We start from the raw sequence: 16,373 nt of genomic DNA, 5'->3' as shown, positions 1-16,373 counted from the left end.
CGCTCAGACGTCGATCCGGGACATGCGCCGGATGAGGACGAAGCCGACGGCGTACAGGCCGAAGGCGATGAGGACGGCGCCCTGGCCGAGCGGCGAGCCGGTCATGCGTTCCAGGGCCCCCTCCTTGACGCCGTCCATGAGGAACAACGACCCGACGCCCAGGAGGGGTACGGCGTACGCGGTGAGGTTCACCTGGGAGAGCTGGGTGCGGATCTCGCGCCGTGTCTCCTTGCGCTCCTCCAGCGTCTCGGTCAAGTTCCGCAGGGCGCCCACGACTTGGCCACCGGCCTTGTTGGAGAGGACCAAGGTGGTGACGAGGACGACGAGTTCGCGGGAGGGGAGCCGGTGGGCGAGTTCGCCGAGGGCGTCGTCCAGGGACTGCCCGACCGCCAACTGGTTGGCGACCTTGGCGAGTTCCTCCCCGGCGGGGGCCTCCAGCTCCTCGGCGGCCATCCCTATCGCGGTGCGCAGGGCGAGGCCCGCCTGGGTGGCGTTGGCCAGGATGCGGGCCAGTTCGGGGAGTTGGTTGATGAACCGCTCGATGCGCTTCTGCCGCTGCCAGTTGAGGAACTGGACGGCCGAACCGACCGCGAGGAGACCGGCGATGGGGCCGAAGAAGGGGGCGAGGACGGCCTGGGTGACCAGCCAGAGTCCGGCGACCGCGCCGAGCAGGTAGGCGGTGAACTCGCCCGGGGTGACGTCGAGTCCGGTCGTCGCGAGGCGGCGTTCCAGCGAACGGCCCGGACCGGTGCGGCGGATGCGGCGGTCGAGGTCGCGGAAGCGGCGGCGGCGTCCCGGCGGCGGCAACTGGCCGGTGTAGGAGAGCCGGTCGACGAGGGCGGCGCGCTGGGCGCGGCCGGTGGCGTACGCGTGCAGGCCCGCGACGGCCAGGGTGAGGCACAGGACGGTCAGGCCCGTCGTGAGCGTGGTGAGCTGGTCGAGGTCCATGGTCGTCCTGCCTAGCGTGCTTCTCGGATCGCGAGTTCGGCCGGGGTCTGCGCCACGCCGAACGCCTGCGGGATGGGCTGGCTCGCCATGTACAGGCGGTCGGCGGTGCGGCGCGGGAGGGGGAAGTAGCGGAAGCTGCCGTGGATGCGGCCGTCGGAGGACATCGGCAGGGCGTCGAAGCGGGCGGCGGTGGCCAGCCGGTACGGTTCGCCGCCGTGGCTGTCGAGGATCGCGATCTCGGTGATCCGGCGGGCGCCGTCGGCGAACCGGGTGAGCTGGATGATCACGTCGACGGCGCTGTTGATCTGGTCGTGCAGGGCGACGAAGGGGACTTCGACGTCGGACATCGAGGCGAGCGTCTGGAGGCGGGTGAGGGCGTCCTCGGCGCTGTTGGCGTGGACGGTGGCGAGCGAGCCGTCGTGGCCCGTGGACATCGCCTGGAGCATGTCCAGGGACTCGCCGCCGCGGACCTCGCCGACGACGATCCGGTCGGGGCGCATGCGCAGGGAGTTGCGGACCAGGTCGCGGATCGTGATGTGGCCCTTGCCCTCGACGTTCGGCGGCCTCGACTCCAGCCGTACGACGTGCTGTTGCTGGAGCTGGAGTTCCGCCGAGTCCTCGATGGTGATGATCCGCTCGCCCTCGGGGATCAGTCCGGACAGGGCGTTGAGGAGGGTCGTCTTGCCGGTGCCGGTCGCGCCCGAGACGATCACGTTGAACTTGGCCTGCACGAGGCCCGCGAGCAGGAACAGCATGTGCTCGTCGAGGGAGGTGAAGCCGACGAGTTCGTGGAGGGTGAAGGAGCGGGGGAAGCGGCGGATCGTGAGGATCGGGCCGGTGAGGGAGAGCGGCGGGATGATGACGTTGACGCGCTCGCCGGAGGGGAGGCGGGCGTCGACCATCGGATTCGACTCGTCCACGCGGCGGTTGACCGTGGAGACGATGCGTTCGATGGTCTGCATCAGCTGGTCGGCGGAGGCGAACCGCAGCGGCAACTGCTCGACCCGGCCGCCGCGTTCGACGAATATCGCGTCCGGGCCGTTGACCATGATCTCGGTGATCGAGGCGTCTTCGAGGAGCGGTTCCAGGATGCCGAGGCCCAGGGCCTCGTCCACGACTCGCCTGATCAGCCTGGCGCGTTCGGACGTCGACAGGACCGGGCCCTCGCGGCTGATGATGTGGCCGAGGACGCGTTCGAGCCGTGCGCGGCGTTCGGCCGCCGCGAGCGACGTCATCTCCGCGAGGTCGATCTCCTCCAGGAGCTTCGCGCGGTACGTCGCGACCAGGTGGCCGTCCTCGCCCCGACTGCCGTTCTCCTCGGGCGTGTTGATCCGTGCCCTGAGGCTCATGGGGACTCCGTTCGCTGGTCGTTCGGCATGGTCGCGGTCCGCTGCGCGGGGCCGAAGTCGCCCCACCCGAAGAACACGGACGGGATGTCGACGGAGGAGGTGACCCGGACGTCGGTCCCGAGGTTCGTGGCGACGCAGCTGGTCCCGTCCGCGAGCCAGCTACTGACGGCGTCCCCGCACGCCTGCCCCGCCGTCCCGGCCTCCCGCGCCTCGCTCCGCGCCCCGGCCCGCGCCGCCGTACCGGCCTGCTGTCCCGCGTACGCGATGATCCCCAGCTGGACGACGGCCATCCCGACGAGCAGCAGGATCGGCAGGAACCCCAGGTACTCGATGGCGACTTGCCCCCGGTCTCCACGGTGCTTCCTCATGTCAGGGCCCGTGCCATTCCTCGACGGCCCCCGCGCGCCCGGTGACTTCGAAGGGCAGGGACAGAACTCCCGGGAAGAGCACGGGCACTTGAAGCTTGACGGTCGCGGTGACGAACCCGGACCCCCCGCAGTCCACCTGCGCTCCCCCTTGCCACGCCCCCGGCAGATCCTCGGTCCCCGCCTCCTGGCACGCCCCCACCCGCGCCCCCGGACCCACGACCGTCCCCGCCCGCACGGCCGCATCGGCGGCGTTCCCGGCGAGCGTGTACGTGTAACCCACCAGCACGCACTGCCAGATGGCTATGAGCGTGACGAGGATGACGGGAAGCATGCCGGTGAACTCGACGGCGACCTGGCCCCGGTCGCCGGTGAGGCGGCGTGGCGGAGGGGCGGCGACCGGGTGACGCGAGGAGGCGGCGGACCGGTGCTGCTGCGGGCGCGTGGGGCGGCGTCCCGCCACGCCGGTCAGCACACGGCCCGGCGCACCGGTGAACCTGTAGGGGCGGTGCCTCAAGACGCTCGCCGCACCGACAGACCCACGCCCCGCCGCGCTGGTGAGCCAGCGCCTGATCCGCCCGGCGAGCCCGCGTCCGCCCGCCCCGCCGGATCCGCGCCACGCCGCGCCGGGAAACCCGCGCCCGGCCCCGCCGGCAGACGCGCGCCCCGTCACGCCGACGAGCCCGCGCCAGCCCTCGGCGAAGGGTCCGCGCTCCGCCCCGCCGATCACCCGGTGTCTCATCGCGCTCACTCCTTCCGCCGCCGCAGTCCCGCCGACCCCCGGTCCCCGCCGCGCGCCCGGCGTCCCTGCGGGGCCTCCGAGGCTTTGGCGAGGCCGAGTTCGCCCGCGAGGGCCCAAAGGGCCTGGCGTACCGAGCCCTTGGGGTCCAGGGCGTGCAGACGGCCCGAGTCGACGGCCGCCTGTAGCTCCTTGAAATGCGCCGGAACTGCCGTTGCCGCCAAGGCCGTTCCGGTGATTTTTTGGATCAGGGCCGGTTGGATCTCCGTCGCGCGGGAGTGGCGGTTGACCACCACCGTCGTCTCCTCCGCCTTGCGGATCTGGAGGCGGTCCCACATGCGGACGGTGCGTTTGGCGCCTCGGACGGCCACGACGTCGGGGGTCGTGACCAGCAGGGCCGTGTCCGCCGTTTCCACCGCCGCCGCGCTCGCGCCGCTCAGCTGTGCGCCGCAGTCGACCACCACCACCTCGTAGCGGGCGCGCAGCGCACCGACGATGTGCCGGGCCGCCCGGTCCGTGACCTCCTCGCCCCGCTCCCCGTCGCCGGGGGCCAGCAGGAGGTCCACGCCCGTGTCGTGGCGGAAGACGGCCTCCGCGAGGATGCGGGGGGAGATGTCGGTGATGGCCGCGAGGTCGACCACCGAGCGGCGGAACTGGACGTCCAGGTAGGAGGCGACGTCGCCGGTCTGGAGGTCCAGGTCGCACAGGGCGGTCGTACGGCCCGACGCCTGGGCCGCGAGGGCGAGTTGGATCGCCGTGAGGGTCGTGCCGACGCCCCCCTTCGCGCCACTGACCGTGACGACCGTGCCGCCGGGGCCGGTGAACACGTCGGTGGAGCCGCCGAGATGGCGCCGCACGCCGGTCGACCACTGGGCGACGGCCTGGACGCGGGTCGCGAGGTCGTCGTAGGCGAGGGGGAAGGTGATGAGGCCGCGCGCGCCGGAGTCCATCGCGGCGGAGAAGAGGCCGGGACTCGCGTCGGTGGTGACGAGGATGACGCCGACCGCCGGGAAGCGCAGGGCGACTTCGCGGACGAGTTCCAGCGCCGGTACGGGGCCGATGCGTTCGTGGACGACGACGACCTCGGGCAGCTCGTCGACGGACTCGGCGGCCAACCGGGCGAGCGTGTCGACGAGTTGGGTGGAGTCGGTGACCGGCGGGACCGGTTCCGCGTCGGGCAGCTGGCTCAGCAGGGAGACGAGGGAGCGGACCGCGTCCGCGTCGCCGACGGCCGGGAGGATCCTCGTGGGCATGGTCGGCCTCTCACTTGTCCGTGGCGAGCTGGTAGGTGCGGTCCTTCTCCGGGACGGCCGTGCCGGTGCCGGGCGCGACCAGCGCGAGCCGGACCCGCTTCGCGAACGACTCGGCGTACGTGATGCGCTGGGCGTCCAGCGTGGAGAGGGCGAAGGTGATCGGCACCGCCTGGGTGGGGCCGGTGGCGCGCTCGTCGCGGTCGGGTTCGAGGGCCGTGAGCTTGCCGACGTCCAGGACGCGCGCGTTGGTGACGATGATCTTCGAGACGTCCGGGTCGGCGTCGCGGGCGCCCTCGAAGGTGGCGTACACGTTGACGGACGCGCCCGCCGTGATCTTCCCGGCGACGCCGGTCGCCGCGTCGATCATGATGGCGACCTCCTGCTCGCCGGGCCGCAGCGCGGGCTGGTCGACGACCATGTCGCTCTGGAGGAGGGAGCCGGCCTTGAGGGTCGTGACGGCGATCTTGCCGCGGATCGCGGCGAGGTCGGTGACGGCGTTGTCCGACAGCCACCGCTTCGGCATCGAGATCTTCTCGAACTGCCCGGCGGACAGGGCGGTGTAGGGCGCCACGTCACTCTTGACCTGGTACGCGGCGACCTCGGGCCCGACCTTCGACTTGACGTCGTCGACGACGGACAGCACGCCGGCGAACGCGCCGAGGGCGCACAGGACCGACAGGAGCAGAAGGATCACGCCGCGGCGCTGACGGGAGTTCATGAGCCGTGCAACCTCGTTGGGGGATCGGGTCCAGCGGACGGGCGGGCTAGCCGGCCGGGAGCGCGTGGCGGGGGCCGCCCGTGGTGAGCGCGCGGACCGGTTCGGCGGGGACGGGGGGCGGGGTGGCGGAGCAGAACACGCAGCGGTCGCCGATGACGTCGACACCGCACCAGTGGCACACCGACTGCCGTACGGAGGTGACGAGTTGGTACAGCACCGACAGATCCGGCAGATAAGCGCAGAACTCGACGAGCTTGCCGGTCCCCCACCACACGGCGGACTCGGCGGGCAGCGGGGTCTCGCGCAGGCCCTGCGCGCGCCAGGCCGGGGCGAGGGTCTCGGTCACCCACTCCGACGGGAGCTGCCCCTTGGCGAGCAGCAGCCACGTACCGAACTCGGGCCCGGGGACGGTGACTCCGGGCCCGGCCTTCACCAACTGCGGCTGGGGGTGGGCGAGGACGGCGAACTGGCTGCCGGGGACCCAGGAGCGGGCGTGCGAGGTGAGGGTGACCGGTACGTGGTCCAGGCGGGCGACGGAGCCGAGCAGGGCGCCGGCGTGGATGTAGTGGGTGAGGAGCCGCCCTGCGGAGGCCAGGACGCCGGGGCTCAGGTCGCAGGAGGCGAGCTGCCTCAACTGGCGGGCCAGCACGGCGAGACCGAGGGGCGGGAGGTCGGGCTGGAGGATGGCGATGCGGTCGCTCTCCAGCAACGAGCGGACCGTGTACAGCCGTTGGACGACGGCGGCGGGGGCGGCCTTGGAACAGACGACGACGAGATGGCCGTAACTCTCCACGGCGCTCTGCACCGTGGCCACGGCCTGTTCCAGCGGCTGGCGTTCGATGCCCTCCAGCACGACGGCGGGCACCGTCCGCTCGTCCTGCGCCGGCAGCGCGAGGCCCGCACCGGTCACCGCAATGGCAGTTGGCACGCGCAGCTCCCCGATTCCCGCGATCCGGCACACCGGCGTTACTCCGGTGCACCGGGATGACTTCATTGCGTGACTACCTCAGCACTGTATCCACGCCTCACCACGGGGAGAACAGCTTTCGTGAGCCGGTAACGAACTCTTCTCCGGAGCGCCACCGGCCAACTGCCCCCAAACCGCCGCAACTCACCTCCACGTACCCTCCACAAGCGGAGTGCGCGCCTTCCTTGAAACATTTCCCGGGGGCCACCGCGTCGACAGGGGCAGAGGGCGCCGGTACAGCGGGGGGATACGGATGAGACAGTCGCGGGCGGACGAGTACGCGGAGTTCGCCGCGGCGCGCGCCGGGCAGCTGTACCGGTCGGCGTGTCTGATGACGGCCGGGGACACGTACCTGGCCGAGGACCTCGTGCAGGAGGCGCTGGGGAAGATCTACGTCCGCTGGGGGCGCGTCTCGAAGGCCGAGAACCCGGCGGCGTACGCACAGACCGTCCTCACCCGCGTCTTCCTCACGCACCGGCGCCGCCGCAGCAGCGGTGAGCGCGCGACGGACGCGTTCCCCGACCTGCCGGCCGCCGAGGAGGCGGACGCGCCGCTGCGGCTGACGCTGCTGCAAGCGCTGGCCCGGCTCTCCCCCAAGGACCGCGCGGTCGTCGTCCTGCGCTACTGGGAGGACCGCTCGATCGAGGAGACCGCGCACGCGCTGCACACGACGTCGTCCGCCGTCCGCAGCCGCAGCACGCGTGCGCTGCGGCGGCTGCGGGAGCTGCTCGGCGAGGGGATCGGCGAGTACGCGCGGCCCTGAAGTGCCGAAGTTCTGACATTCAACTCCATTGACCGACAAGGCGGTTCACCATGCCCGAGTACGACCCCTTCGAGCGGCACCTCGCCGAGACCCTCCGCGAGACCGGCGACACGTTCACCACCGACCGCACGGAACTCGTCGAGGGCGGCGTCCGCCGGGGCCGTACCCGGCGTCTGCGGCAGCGGTTCGCGGTGATCGGCGGCAGCGTGGCCGGGGTGGCGGCGCTGGGCGTCGGCGGCGCCCTCCTGACCTCACCGGGCGACACCCCCCGGGACGTCGGCACGGGTACGCCGGCGGCATCGGCACCGGCGTCGAACCCCACCTCCCCGGACATCACGGAGATCCTCAAGAAGCTGCTGCCGAAAGGCACGTTCACCGTCGGCCAGGACAGCGGCTCCAGCGTCTCCGGCGTCTTCGACGACGGCAAGGGCGCCGCCGCGCTCTCCCTCTCCGTCGGCCCCTCCTCCTCGCGTGGCACCGACGGCTGCCCGGACCCGGTCCTGGTCCCCGCCGACACGTGCACGACGCGGCGCCTCGCGGACGGCTCCAAGGTCACCGTCTTCCAGGGGTACGAGTACCCGAACCGCCTCAAGGAGACGCGGCTCTGGTACGCGGACCTCGCCACCCCGGACGGCAAGTACGTGACCCTGATGGAGTGGAACGCCCCGGCGGAGAAGGGCGAGAACGTCACCCGGGCCTATCCCCCGCTCTCCCCCGCCCAGTTGACGAAGCTCGTGTCCTCGGCGGAACTGCGCGCGCTCACAGCGGGCAGCACCCCCGAGGCACCCGCCCCCTCAACTCCCCCCGCCCGGACCGGAACCGTCGGCAAGACCCTCGCCTCGCTGCTCCCCAAGCACCTCAAGGTCGTCACCAAGAGCCCCGACGGCGACCCCGAGTTCGCGTACGTCGTCGTCGACGACGGCAAGGGACAGAGCTACGTCCAGATCAACGTCCAGCCCGACATGGCCGACGTGAAGGACGACTTGTTCGGCTCCGGCGCCGAGACCCTCCCCGACGGCACCCTCGTGGCCACCCACGAGGGCCCCGGCGAGAAGGGCGGTCCGGGCGTCGTGATGTGGACGGTCGACACCCTGCGCACGGACGGCTTCCGCGTCGTGATCAGCGCCTTCAACGCGGCCACCCAGCAGACCCCGGCGACCCGCACCACCCCGGCGCTGTCCACCAAGGAGCTGCGGTCGATCGCGCTCAGCCCGAAGTGGCTTCAGCAGGGCGGGAGTTGATCACACCCCTCAGAAGAACTCCGATCAGAAGAACTCCGACCACGGCTGGTCCCACACCTGCTTCGCGCACAGCACCACGAACAGCACCCCGGCCACCACCAGCATCCCGTTGCTGAGCCACCCGTTGCGCCACTCGGCGGGCGTACGGCGGGAGTTGAGCAGCCAGATCAGGGTCAGCGCGAGGAACGGCAGGAACGCGGCGCCCAGCACCCCGTACAGGATGATCAGCCGGAACGGCTGGCCCTGGAACAGCAGGACGATCGGGGGGAACGTCAGCCAGAGCAGGTACGCGCGGAACGGCCACGACCGCTCGCGGGCGCCGGACGCGATGTCCTCGGCGGTCGAGTCGCCGACACCCCTGACCCGGGAGACGAAGTCCGCGAACATCAGGCTCACCCCGTGCCAGACGCCGATCAGCGAGGTGAACGACGTCGCGAAGAACCCGATGAGGAAGAACGTGGCGGTGGCGGAGCCGTACTCGGCCTCCAGGATGTCGCTCAGCTGGACAAGTCCCTTGTCACCGCTGGCGATGGCGATGTTCGCGGAGTGCAGCAGCTCCGCCCCGACGAACAGCATCGCGACGACGAAGATGCCGGTCGTGGCGTACGCGACCCGGTTGTCCAGCCGCATGACCTTCATCCACCCGGAGTCGGTCCACCCCTTCGCGTTGACCCAATACCCGTACGCCGCAAGGGTGATGGTCCCGCCGACCCCGCCGATCAGGCCGAGCGTGTTGAGGACCGAGTCCTTCTCGTCGGGCAGGACCGGGAGCAACCCGGCGACGGCGTCGGGGATGTTGGGGGTCACCCGGATCGCCAGGTAGACGGTGACGACGAACATCACGCCGACCAGCACCGTCATGACCTTCTCGAACACCGCGTACTTGTTGAACCAGACGAAGACGAGCCCGGAGAGACCGCAGGCGACGGCCCACCACTTGAGGTCCATCACGTCCGGGAACAGCGCCTGGAGCGGCAGCGCGCTGGACGACATCGCCGCCGCGCCGTACACGAACCCCCAGATCACGGCGTACACGCCGAAGAACCAGAGGGTCCAGCGGCCGAGACTCGCCCAGCCGTCGAAGAGGGTGCGGCCGGTGGAGAGGTGCCAGCGTCCGGCGGCCTCGGCGAGGGAGATCTTCACCAGGCAGCCGATCACCGCCGCCCAGAGGAGCGTGTAGCCGAAGTTGCTGCCCGCGATGAGGGTCGCGACCAGGTCACCGGCGCCGACACCGGTCGCCGCGACGACGACGCCGGGTCCGATGTGGCGCCAACTGGCCTTGCGGGGAACGGGGGTGGAGGGGGCGAGGGTCGTGGGGTTTCCCGTGGTGTCCGCCATGAACGTCAAGGATGCGCAAAGTCTCGTATACGGCAAGGGGGCGCGCGCAAAGCCCTTCCATGAGGCGCTCTTGACCTGCTCATGCCACACCCCCGACCATGAGCGACACGCCGCACAGTCCGTACACAGCAAAGCTCCCCTGCTCCACCCCCACCCCTCCGGACAATCCGGACGGACTGGAGACACAAGGAGACCTCATGCGCCTTCGCATCCGCGGCTCGAACCCCCGATCAGGCAGACGCACCGCCGCCCTCGCCACACTCCTCGCCCTGACGCTCGCCGCCCCCGTCTCGGCGTCGGTGACCAGCGCCTCGGCGGACAGCGCCGCCAAGGCCGCCCCCGCCTCGGACGACATCCGGCAGTACGAGATCCACGTCCACAACAACACCGCGCCCGTACGCACCGCGATCATGCGGGCCGGGGTCAGCATCGACGAGGTGGACTCCGAGGCCGTCGTCGTATCGGGCCACAGCGACCAGATCAAGCAGCTCAAGGCCGCCGGGTACGAGGTGACCCCGCTCGGCGCCGCGCCGGACCGGCTCGCCGAGGACGAGATGCGGCTGTTCGACTTCCCCTCGGCGGACTCGCGGTACCACAACTACGCCGAGATGAACGCGGAGATCGACCAGCGGCTCGCGGCCTACCCGGGCATCATGAGCAAGCGCGTCATCGGCACGTCGTACCAGGGCCGGGACATCTACGCGATCAAGATCAGCGACAACGTCGCCACCGACGAGGCCGAGCCCGAGGTGCTGTTCACGCACCACCAGCACGCGCGCGAGCACCTCACCGTCGAGATGGCGCTCTACCTGATCCGCGAACTCGGCGCCGGGTACGGCACCGACTCACGGATCACCAACATGGTCAACGGGCGCGAGATCTGGATCGTCCCCGACCTCAACCCGGACGGCGGCGAGTACGACATCGCCACCGGCTCGTACCGCTCGTGGCGCAAGAACCGGCAGCCCAACTCCGGTTCCAGCGCGGTCGGTACGGACCTCAACCGGAACTGGAACTACCGCTGGGGCTGCTGCGGCGGCTCCTCGGGGTCGACGTCCTCCGAGACGTATCGGGGCACGGCCGCCGAGTCCGCGCCCGAGGTGAAGGTCGTCGCCGACTTCGTCCGCAGCCGGGTCGTCGGCGGGGTGCAGCAGATCAAGACGAACATCGACTTCCACACGTACAGCCAGCTCGTGCTGTGGCCGTTCGGGTACACGACCTCCGACACCGCGACCGGCATGACCGCCGACGACAACGCGGCGTTCAAGGCCGTCGGGCAGAAGATGGCCGCGAGCAACGGGTACACCCCGGAGCAGTCGAGCGACCTGTACATCACCGACGGGTCGATCGACGACTACCTCTGGGGGACGCACAAGATCTTCTCGTTCACCTTCGAGATGTACCCGTCGTCCTCGTCCGGCGGCGGCTTCTACCCGCCCGACGAGGTGATCGAGCGGGAGACGTCGCGCAACCGGGACGCGGTGCTGCAACTGCTGGAGAACTCCGACTGCATGTACCGGTCGATCGGCAAGCAGGCGCAGTACTGCTAGTCGTCGGTCTCCGCCGCTGACTCCTCCGGCTCTTCCTTCGGCTCTTCCTTCTGCTGGGCGTCGTCCTCGAAGTACGCGTCGAGGACGGCGTCCAGTTCGCGCTCCCAACCGGGGAACACGGAACGGGACTTGGCCTCGATCTCGATCGGGTACCAGCGGCGGTCGGGCGTGTGGACGGTGATCGTGAACCGCTTGCCGAAACGGGTCGTCTCCGTCTCGACCGCGCCGATCTCGTCCCACCGGAACTCGCAGTTCTGGTCGTCGAGGGCGAGGCGGACACCCTTGTGGTCGGCGACGAAGGAGGCGCGGCGGTCGGCCGCCTCGAAGACGGGGCCGTCGGCGGGCGCCTCCTCCTCTTCGCCGGAAGACTCCTCACCGGGGGCCTCCTCGGCGTCGGCCTCCTCCAGGGCGGCCCCCTTCACGGCGGCCTCCCCCGAAGGCTTCGCGGCCTCCTCCGAAGCCGCTTCCGGCGAGGGCTTCGCGTCCTCGGGTTCCTCTGCCGTCTCCCCGGAGGGCTTCGCCGCCACGGGCGAGGTGAGCCCGGGGATGAAGGCCGGGTCGAACCCGGCGCCTTCCAGGGGCTTGCTGCTCGGTCCTATGCGCTGCTCCACAGCGGGCAGTATGGTCGAAGATCCTGTGCCGCACACAGTCGGCCCCGACTTCGTTATACGACAGAGCCGCGACCTGGAGTGACCTTGTCCCGTACGTCCGGCGCCCCGGAGGCCCTCGCCGGCCTCGCGGCCGAGCGCCTCGACCACCGCTTCAAGGGCCTACCGCCGGACGCCGACGGCCGTACGGTCGCCGAGCTGACCGCCGAACGCCGCAACCTCTTCACGGACAGCTTCCCCACCCCGGTCCTCACCCTCTCCGCCGAGCGCCTGGCCCACAACCTCGCGCTCCTGGAGTCGTACACGGCCCGCCACCACCTCGCCTTCGCCCCGCACGGCAAGACGACGATGGCCCCGGCCCTCTTCCACCGCCAACTCGCCCACGGCGCCTGGGGCATCGCCCTCGCGATGCCCCACCAGGTCCGCGTGGCAAGGGAGTTCGGCGTCTCCCGCATCTTCCTGGCCAACGAACTGGTGGACCCGGCGTCCCTCCGCTGGCTCGCCGCCGAACAGGACGCCGACCCCGCTTTCCGCCACATCTGCTACGTCGACTCCGTACGCGGCGTCGAGCTGATGGACGCGGCGCTCCAAGAGGCGGGCGCGGTACGCCCGTTGGAGGTCGTCGTCGAACTCGCGGCGGGCCCCGAGGGGCGCACGGGGGTACGCACGGCGCCGGAGGCTTCCGTCGTCGCCGACGCGGTCTCCAAGACGCGCACGCTCCAACTCGTCGGCGTGGCGGGGTACGAGGCTCAGGTGCCGGACGCCTCGGCGGACGCCGTCCGCGACTGGACCCGCCAACTCGTCGCGCTGGCCGTCGACTTCGACCGCGAGGGGCGGTTCGCTGGGCCGGAGATCGTCGTCAGCGCGGGCGGCAGCGAGTGGTTCGACGCGGTGACGGACGTCCTCGCGGAGATGCCCGAACTCTCGGCGCCCGTACTGAAGTTGCTGCGCTCGGGGGCGTACGTCACGCACGACCACCTGCACTACCGCGACCACACGCCCTTCAACCGCGTCCCCGAAGAGGGGTCCCTGGAACCGGCGTTCAGGCTGTGGGCGCAGGTGGTGTCGAGGCCCACCGCGCACCAGGCGTTCATCAACGCGGGCAAACGGGACGTGGCGTACGACCTCGGGCTGCCGGTCGTCGAGGTGGTCCGGCGCGGGGGCGACGAGCGTACGGCGGACGGCGTTTCGGTGACCGCGCTCTCCGATCAGCACGCCTGGCTGGAAACCGGACCCGGCGTGGATCTGGAGGTCGGTGACTGGGTCGGGCTCGGGCTGTCGCATCCGTGCACGACGTTCGAGAAGTGGCCGCTGATCCCGGTGGTGGAGGCGGACGGCGCGGTGGCCGAATACGTACGGACGTTTTTCTGAACCTGTGTCGCGGGGCGGCCCGTCACAGTCCCGTGGGACGGGCCCCCGCACACGAACTCCGTTACGGCTTCGGCAGGATGCAGCCGCTCGCGTTCAGGTTGAGCTGGTTGCCGGTCGTGAAGCAGGCCGGTATCTGGTACGTCTCCTGCGCGTAGTTGATGCCCTTGCGGACCGTCACCGTGCCGGACTCGGTGACCTCGCACGGGTTGTTGACGGTGCACTGCGCGCCGTCCTCGTTGCCCGTGTTGTTGACGGCGACGACGTTGCCGGTGGCCTGGTCGACGACCGGGGAGCCGGAGGTGCCGCCGATGGTCTGGCAGGCGGAGGTGTAGCGGAGCGAGTCCTTCCAGGTCCAGTCGCCCTCCTTCAGCCGGTACACGAAGCCGTCGACGTTGCAGCTGTAGAGCCGCTTCCAGTACCCGGAGGCCACCGTGATCGCCGTACCGACGGTCGGGTGCGTGTTCTGGACGGTGAGCGGCGCGATCCCGTAGTTGTTGCGGATCGTCGCGTACGTGCTGGTCAGCTGGTAGATCGACACGTCCGTGTCGGTCATCGTCGCGTACGCGATCTTGCTGGCGCGCAGCGTCGCGACCTGCGTGCCCGCCGAGTTGAGCAGGCCGAAGGTCCGGCTGGACGCCTGGTTGACGACGACCTCGCCCGGGTCGAGGAACCCGGCGGTGAGGCAGTGGCCGTTGGACATGACCAGCGCCGGGTCCGTGTCGAGCGAGTTCGGGAAGCGGATCACCGAACCGGAACAGTTGCTGAGCGCGACGGTCCCGGCGAGGGTGACGGCCTTCAGCGCGGGAGCCGCTTCGGCCTGGGTGGCGGCCGGCGCCGTGGCGATCTTCCCTACGGTCGCGGCCGACGCGTCCGGCGCGGCGACGGCGGGTGCCGCGCCCACCCCGGCCAGGGCCAGGGCGAAGAACGCGGCGACGAGAGGCTTTCTCATGTGGGGGTCCCCTCTGTGACTGGATGCTGCTGGCTAGATGTTTGTCATGCACATAATCAACATCCATACCGCTGGGAACAAGCACTTGTTTTCGGCCGGGCCTCTTTGACCCCCACGTGGCGCAAAACACGTCCCTACCCCGGTGACCGGGCCGTAAGCTCCCTGGCATGCAGGTGATCCAGTCCACAAAGCTCGCCAATGTCTGTTACGAGATCCGGGGCCCGGTCCTCGAAGAGGCAATGCGGCTGGAGGCGGCAGGTCACCGCATCCTCAAGCTCAACACCGGCAACCCGGCCGCGTTCGGCTTCGAGTGCCCGCCGGAGATCCTGGAGGACATCCTCCGCAACGTCTCCACGGCCCACGGCTACGGCGACGCGAAGGGGCTGCTGGCCGCCCGGCGCGCGGTCGTCATGCACAACCAGACCCTCGGCATCGAGACCGACGTCGAGCACGTCTTCGTCGGCAACGGCGTCTCCGAGCTGATCGTCATGGCGATGCAGGGCCTTCTCGACGACGGCGACGAGGTCCTCGTACCCGCCCCGGACTACCCCCTCTGGACGGCCGCCGTCTCCCTGTCCGGCGGCACCGCCGTCCACTACCGCTGCGACGAGCAGTCCGACTGGATGCCCGACCTCGCCGACATCGAGCGCAAGGTCACCGACCGCACCAAGGCGCTCGTCATCATCAACCCGAACAACCCGACGGGCGCGGTGTACGACGAGGAGATGCTCCGGGGCCTCACCGACATCGCCCGCCGCCACAACCTCCTCGTCTGCTCCGACGAGATCTACGACAAGATCCTGTACGACGACGCCACGCACACGGCGACCGCCGCCGTCGCGCCCGATCTCCTCACGCTCACGTTCAACGGCATGTCCAAGGCGTACCGCGTCGCCGGGTACCGGGTCGGGTGGATGTCCATCTCCGGGCCCCGCGCGCACGCGGACTCCTACATCGAGGGCCTCACGATCCTCGCGAACATGCGGCTGTGCGCGAACATGCCGGGGCAGCACGGTGTCGTCGCCGCGCTCAGCGGACGGCAGTCCATCAACGACCTCGTCCTCCCCGGCGGGCGCCTCAAGGAACAGATGGACACGGCGTATGAGCTGTTGACGCAGATCCCCGGCGTCACCTGCGTCCGCCCCAAGGGGGCGCTCTACCTCTTCCCCCGCCTCGATCCGCAGGTCTACAGGATCAAGGACGACCGGCGGATGGTCCTCGACCTGCTGCGCCAGGAGAAGATCATGGTCGTCCAGGGCAGCGGCTTCAACTGGCCCGAGCCGGACCACTTCCGCGTGGTGACGCTCCCGACGGCCGCCGACCTGAAGGACGCGGTCACCCGGATCGGGCGTTTCCTCGACGGGTACGCCCAGCACTGACCGTCGGTGACGAGGGGCGTCAATTCTGTAGTGCCGCCAACTTTAGACAGAATCCAAGCTAGGATGGTTTCCTGTCAGAGCACAGGAGGCCATCCTCATGTACGAGCCGATCCGTACGAAGTCGGTCCACAGCACGCCTGTGCACGCCTCCGACGTCCCGTACCGCACGCGTGAGGAAGAGCTGGACATCCAGCTCGCGGGCCACCTCTCCGCGCTGCTCGCCGTGACCGACGAACTCCGGGCCCAGTCCTCGACGCCGGACCTGGAGAAGGCGGCGCACAGCCTGGCCCACCAGGTCACGCGGCTGCGTGGCGGCCGGGTCCCGCTGCGTTCGTACGCGGACGCCGCGAGCCACTCGACTGTGTCGCTGCACCGACGGGCCCACGCCCTCGCCGGGCGCGCCCTGCTGGTGGCCGCGTCCCGCGCGGACACGACGTCCGCGATCCTGGCGGCGCAGCGGATGGACGCCCACACGGCGGCCCTCGCCGTCCACTAGTTCCCCCCACGGGGTCCACCCCCGATCGGCCCCGGTCCGCGCGCACCCGCAGCGACGCGCGGACCGGGTGCCACTTTTTTGTACGCCGGGGGGTTGTGTGTCGGGTGTGGGTGGGATGCGGCTGGTCGCCCCGCGCAGGGGAGCCGCACATCGACACAGCCCCACGCCCCACGCCCCTGCAAGACGACCCCGACGACTTTCCGACTCTGCCAGAGCTGTCCGTGCTTGACGGCCGCCAGGAACAAGGTCCAGCCGTCCTGTGGCCCGCTGTACGAGGACTTGCGCCAACCGCTCAAGGTGGACGCGTCCGCTATGCACTGCTCAGCCGCGTTGCCTGAA

At 70.5% G+C, this 16,373-nt stretch carries 16 protein-coding genes; 6 read left to right on the top strand and 10 right to left on the bottom strand.

Annotated elements, in window-relative coordinates:
* Positions 1-3: 3 nt before the first annotated feature.
* The 7 genes from ACQCO7_RS27495 to ACQCO7_RS27465 all read right to left on the bottom strand — a co-directional run bounded on the left by ACQCO7_RS27495 (position 4) and on the right by ACQCO7_RS27465 (position 6,366).
* Positions 4-948, bottom strand: coding sequence for a type II secretion system F family protein (locus tag ACQCO7_RS27495; protein ID WP_464074317.1), 945 nt, complete (start codon positions 946-948; stop codon positions 4-6).
* An 11-nt stretch (positions 949-959) separates the two neighbouring features.
* Positions 960-2,297 (bottom strand): CpaF family protein, encoded by a 1,338-nt coding sequence (locus ACQCO7_RS27490; RefSeq protein WP_464074316.1) that lies wholly within the window; start codon positions 2,295-2,297, stop codon positions 960-962.
* Entirely contained in the window at positions 2,294-2,665 is a 372-nt protein-coding gene (locus ACQCO7_RS27485) for a TadE/TadG family type IV pilus assembly protein (RefSeq protein WP_464074315.1), read from the bottom strand. The genes ACQCO7_RS27490 and ACQCO7_RS27485 overlap by 4 nt, the downstream gene beginning before the upstream one ends.
* A gap of 1 nt (position 2,666) precedes the next feature.
* Positions 2,667-2,996, bottom strand: a complete 330-nt coding sequence (locus ACQCO7_RS27480; protein ID WP_464077301.1) for a pilus assembly protein — start codon at positions 2,994-2,996, stop codon at positions 2,667-2,669.
* A 413-nt stretch (positions 2,997-3,409) separates the two neighbouring features.
* Complete coding sequence (locus ACQCO7_RS27475) at positions 3,410-4,654, bottom strand: AAA family ATPase (protein WP_464074314.1); 1,245 nt, start codon at positions 4,652-4,654, stop codon at positions 3,410-3,412.
* A 10-nt stretch (positions 4,655-4,664) separates the two neighbouring features.
* Positions 4,665-5,372 carry a Flp pilus assembly protein CpaB gene (gene cpaB / locus ACQCO7_RS27470; RefSeq protein ID WP_464074313.1) on the bottom strand — a complete coding sequence of 236 codons (708 nt, stop codon included), beginning with the start codon at positions 5,370-5,372 and terminating at the stop codon, positions 4,665-4,667.
* A 46-nt stretch (positions 5,373-5,418) separates the two neighbouring features.
* Complete coding sequence (locus tag ACQCO7_RS27465; protein WP_464074312.1) at positions 5,419-6,366, bottom strand: hypothetical protein; 948 nt, start codon at positions 6,364-6,366, stop codon at positions 5,419-5,421.
* Positions 6,367-6,592: 226 nt separating this feature from the next.
* Between ACQCO7_RS27465 and ACQCO7_RS27460 the strand changes: the two genes are divergently transcribed.
* Both ACQCO7_RS27460 and ACQCO7_RS27455 read left to right on the top strand, forming a co-directional pair.
* On the top strand, positions 6,593-7,102 hold the full coding sequence (locus ACQCO7_RS27460; protein ID WP_464074311.1) for a SigE family RNA polymerase sigma factor: 510 nt from the start codon (positions 6,593-6,595) through the stop codon (positions 7,100-7,102).
* Between the two features lie 50 nt (positions 7,103-7,152).
* On the top strand, positions 7,153-8,343 hold the full coding sequence (locus ACQCO7_RS27455) for a hypothetical protein (protein ID WP_464074310.1): 1,191 nt from the start codon (positions 7,153-7,155) through the stop codon (positions 8,341-8,343).
* 24 nt (positions 8,344-8,367) lie between these two features.
* Here ACQCO7_RS27455 and ACQCO7_RS27450 read toward each other — a convergent pair whose 3' ends face one another.
* Positions 8,368-9,681 carry an Nramp family divalent metal transporter gene (locus ACQCO7_RS27450; protein WP_464074309.1) on the bottom strand — a complete coding sequence of 438 codons (1,314 nt, stop codon included), beginning with the start codon at positions 9,679-9,681 and terminating at the stop codon, positions 8,368-8,370.
* A 197-nt stretch (positions 9,682-9,878) separates the two neighbouring features.
* Between ACQCO7_RS27450 and ACQCO7_RS27445 the strand changes: the two genes are divergently transcribed.
* Positions 9,879-11,231 (top strand): M14 family metallopeptidase, encoded by a 1,353-nt coding sequence (locus tag ACQCO7_RS27445; RefSeq protein ID WP_464074308.1) that lies wholly within the window; start codon positions 9,879-9,881, stop codon positions 11,229-11,231.
* Here ACQCO7_RS27445 and ACQCO7_RS27440 read toward each other — a convergent pair.
* Positions 11,228-11,842: a hypothetical protein gene (locus ACQCO7_RS27440; protein WP_464074307.1), complete on the bottom strand. Its 615-nt coding sequence runs from the start codon at positions 11,840-11,842 to the stop codon at positions 11,228-11,230. The two genes, ACQCO7_RS27445 and ACQCO7_RS27440, sit on opposite strands and share 4 nt — an antisense overlap.
* A 78-nt stretch (positions 11,843-11,920) precedes the next feature.
* Here ACQCO7_RS27440 and ACQCO7_RS27435 point away from each other — a divergent pair, with 78 nt between their 5' ends.
* Positions 11,921-13,210: a type III PLP-dependent enzyme domain-containing protein gene (locus tag ACQCO7_RS27435; RefSeq protein WP_464074306.1), complete on the top strand. Its 1,290-nt coding sequence runs from the start codon at positions 11,921-11,923 to the stop codon at positions 13,208-13,210.
* A gap of 61 nt (positions 13,211-13,271) precedes the next feature.
* Here the strand turns inward: ACQCO7_RS27435 and ACQCO7_RS27430 are convergent, their stop codons facing one another.
* Entirely contained in the window at positions 13,272-14,159 is an 888-nt protein-coding gene (locus ACQCO7_RS27430; RefSeq protein ID WP_464074305.1) for a S1 family peptidase, read from the bottom strand.
* Between the two features lie 167 nt (positions 14,160-14,326).
* Here ACQCO7_RS27430 and ACQCO7_RS27425 point away from each other — a divergent pair, with 167 nt between their 5' ends.
* Both ACQCO7_RS27425 and ACQCO7_RS27420 read left to right on the top strand, forming a co-directional pair.
* The gene (locus tag ACQCO7_RS27425) at positions 14,327-15,538 is read left to right on the top strand and encodes a pyridoxal phosphate-dependent aminotransferase (protein WP_464074304.1); all 1,212 of its coding nucleotides are present in this window, start codon (positions 14,327-14,329) and stop codon (positions 15,536-15,538) included.
* Positions 15,539-15,635: 97 nt separating this feature from the next.
* Positions 15,636-16,034 (top strand): SCO4983 family protein, encoded by a 399-nt coding sequence (locus ACQCO7_RS27420; RefSeq protein WP_464074303.1) that lies wholly within the window; start codon positions 15,636-15,638, stop codon positions 16,032-16,034.
* Positions 16,035-16,373 lie beyond the last annotated feature (339 nt).

Source organism: Streptomyces saintjeani, from assembly GCF_055409605.1.
The sequence above is the reverse complement of the archived record's forward strand: the minus strand, read 5'-3'. Positions and strand labels throughout refer to the sequence as shown.

Excerpts from the sequence above, each read along its gene's own strand:
- ACQCO7_RS27495 (WP_464074317.1), bottom strand. The coding sequence starts at position 948 with ATGGACCTCGACCAGCTCACCACGCTCACGACGGGCCTGACCGTCCTG.
- ACQCO7_RS27490 (WP_464074316.1), bottom strand. The coding sequence starts at position 2,297 with ATGAGCCTCAGGGCACGGATCAACACGCCCGAGGAGAACGGCAGTCGG.
- ACQCO7_RS27485 (WP_464074315.1), bottom strand. The coding sequence starts at position 2,665 with ATGAGGAAGCACCGTGGAGACCGGGGGCAAGTCGCCATCGAGTACCTG.
- ACQCO7_RS27480 (WP_464077301.1), bottom strand. The coding sequence starts at position 2,996 with ATGCTTCCCGTCATCCTCGTCACGCTCATAGCCATCTGGCAGTGCGTG.
- ACQCO7_RS27475 (WP_464074314.1), bottom strand. The coding sequence starts at position 4,654 with ATGCCCACGAGGATCCTCCCGGCCGTCGGCGACGCGGACGCGGTCCGC.
- cpaB (WP_464074313.1), bottom strand. The coding sequence starts at position 5,372 with ATGAACTCCCGTCAGCGCCGCGGCGTGATCCTTCTGCTCCTGTCGGTC.
- ACQCO7_RS27465 (WP_464074312.1), bottom strand. The coding sequence starts at position 6,366 with ATGAAGTCATCCCGGTGCACCGGAGTAACGCCGGTGTGCCGGATCGCG.
- ACQCO7_RS27460 (WP_464074311.1), top strand. The coding sequence starts at position 6,593 with ATGAGACAGTCGCGGGCGGACGAGTACGCGGAGTTCGCCGCGGCGCGC.
- ACQCO7_RS27455 (WP_464074310.1), top strand. The coding sequence starts at position 7,153 with ATGCCCGAGTACGACCCCTTCGAGCGGCACCTCGCCGAGACCCTCCGC.
- ACQCO7_RS27450 (WP_464074309.1), bottom strand. The coding sequence starts at position 9,681 with ATGGCGGACACCACGGGAAACCCCACGACCCTCGCCCCCTCCACCCCC.
- ACQCO7_RS27445 (WP_464074308.1), top strand. The coding sequence starts at position 9,879 with ATGCGCCTTCGCATCCGCGGCTCGAACCCCCGATCAGGCAGACGCACC.
- ACQCO7_RS27430 (WP_464074305.1), bottom strand. The coding sequence starts at position 14,159 with ATGAGAAAGCCTCTCGTCGCCGCGTTCTTCGCCCTGGCCCTGGCCGGG.
- ACQCO7_RS27425 (WP_464074304.1), top strand. The coding sequence starts at position 14,327 with ATGCAGGTGATCCAGTCCACAAAGCTCGCCAATGTCTGTTACGAGATC.
- ACQCO7_RS27420 (WP_464074303.1), top strand. The coding sequence starts at position 15,636 with ATGTACGAGCCGATCCGTACGAAGTCGGTCCACAGCACGCCTGTGCAC.